This is a genomic window from Ottowia cancrivicina (genome assembly GCF_029813755.1).
Taxonomy (GTDB): domain Bacteria; phylum Pseudomonadota; class Gammaproteobacteria; order Burkholderiales; family Burkholderiaceae_C; genus Ottowia; species Ottowia massiliensis.
The window spans coordinates 1-2,213 of record NZ_JARVII010000057.1; the positions used below are offsets into that span (position 1 = coordinate 1).

The 2,213-nt window shown below is 53.5% G+C and carries 1 protein-coding gene and 1 pseudogene; both read right to left on the minus strand.

Annotated features, from left to right (window positions below; all coding sequences use genetic code 11):
• A pseudogene (locus QB898_RS12915) lies at nt 1-1,790 on the minus strand (hypothetical protein); the annotation flags it as partial.
• A partial coding sequence (locus QB898_RS12920; RefSeq protein WP_279525278.1) for a hypothetical protein occupies nt 1,787-2,213 on the minus strand: 427 nt, incomplete at its 5' end. The gene QB898_RS12920 and the pseudogene QB898_RS12915, both read right to left, overlap by 4 nt.

Genomic DNA, 2,213 nt, shown 5'->3' on the forward strand with positions numbered 1-2,213 from the left:
CCCGCCCCGCCTTCCAGCCAGTCGTTGCCCGCGCCGCTTTCCATACGGTCGTCCCCATTGCCGCCATACAGGCGGTCATCCAGTGCGCCGCCAAGTAAGGGTTTGGATGGGCCTTTGTTATTTCTGGCAAAGGAAATCACATGGTGGGGCAGCTGGCCAGGCTTGCGTGCAGGGTTTTCCGCTATCAGGGTGCGCGTGGAACCATCGCCTTGCGTCCATTCCAGCACATAAGCGCGATCACGGGGCACTTGGCTGCTGCGCAGCGTTTCCGTGTCCGCACGGTCCAATACGTTATTGGACATTACGGCGTTCAGCAAAAATGTCCGGTCGGCATACCACTGCTCGGAATAATGCGCGGCCGGCCGGCCTGCGGCCCGGGCGGCTTTGTCCGCCTGCCAGTTTTGATAGACCTCTTTCCAGGCTTCGGACTGCCACAGAGCATTCAGGGCCTGGCTGTCATCAGAAGACAGGGAAAACGGCGAGAGTGTCTGCAAAGCCATAAAAGCGGAAAAATTCTCCTGGGCCGCTGTCACGCCACGGCCCGCCGCCCCAAAATGGATTTTGCCTTTAAGGGCCTTGTAAATACTATGGTTTTCAATGTTGCTAATGGCTGCATGGAGTTCATTGCGTGATTTGTTGCCGCTTTGAATGGAAATATCGCCCAGCCCCAGGTAAGCGTGCAGGCTGGTTACCAATTTTTCCAGCGTCACAAAAGACTGGTTGGCACTGGCATTGAAGATTTTCTGGTAATCCTCCAGAGATAAGGTATTGGAATCCAATGCATCCAGCAGCGCGTAAACACGGGTGGAGTCGGCAAGTATGGCCTGCGAATGGTTGCGGGCAAATGGCTTGTCAGGTTCGGCGCTGCCAATTCCCTGGTCTTCTATGGCGATGTCCAGCGGCTTGCCGGGTCTGGAATGCAAACCGGCAATGATATTGGTGCCTGATGGGCTGCCATCTGTATCACTTGTTTCAGAGCCAATGACATTGGTTGTGATGGCGCCCACCCGGTTACTGCTGGCGGGCACGCCGCTGCCGCCCAGGCGGGCAAAAAATTGTTCATTGGTAGGAGAACTCAAAAAACCCGGCGCATTGAAGACAGTCGCACTGGCAACTTGGGAGCCAAACAGACTGGCAAAGGCCATTGCCAGGTGGCCGCCCAGGCTGTGCCCTGTAACGTCCAGCTTGGCGTCAGGATCATGGGCCAAAACAGAATGCAGCTCGCCTGTGGCAACAGCATCGTCGATTCTTGCAAGGCCGGCAACCCGATTCCCAGTCAAGCTGGGCAAACCGTACAGCGGCAAAAACCTGTCGGTTGGAAAGGGGTTGTGTAGGTCTTCCACCGTGACGACGGAATATTGTGGAACACGCGTGCCAGCAGGAGAATTGACCCGCAGCCACCAGCTATACAAGGCGGCAATCTGGTCATACGCCATGCCATTTTTCGCAACAAAAGAGTCTGTCGGAATGAAATCAGTGGCTTCCTGCGTTCCACGAATGGCGATGGTGATATTCCTTTGAGCGCCGCCATCGCGGTAATCACTGAATACGGTGACGGATAGCCCGGTGCCTTGAGCGTGCGGGTCCCGCGTGGAATCATCAATGTATTGAGTCAGTACGGATAAGTCATGGCCTCTCACTAATGAATCCGCTTGTTGCTCGGTAAATCCTGGTCCACCTTCTCGAAACAGATCTTTGATCAAATTTTCTTGTCCATGAGCAGTTCTCAGGTCTCCATAAGAAGCCTGAGACAATTGCGCAAGAAGACTGAGATTTTGACTAACTTTCATGGTTGCTCCTTAGAAAAAACCGTTTCCAGCATGGTCAGTCTATCGCCCGACACTTTGCATTCATAGCCGCCATCAGGCCCCAGGGTCGGGGTAATTCTCCCCCCCCTCCGGCTGTATCTGACGAACTCCCCAAGAATCTTTTTATCGCTGCATCTCATTGCATAACTTATCTTTTTATACAACGTTGGATTGACGGATCTTCCTATCGGGATTTCAGTGCCGCCAATCGCATATGGCGCATGTTCGTCTAGATTTGAGCAGCCAAAGGATCTTCTAAATAGCTTTTCATTTGCCGTCCAATTATAGGCGTAGCCACCCGGCAGATAGACCTTTTCATAAATATGAATGCCGCCTTCTTTCGCGCAGAGCCGATCCGCCTCCCAGTCCATCAGAAAGACACGCAGTTTAATGACTCCGATATAC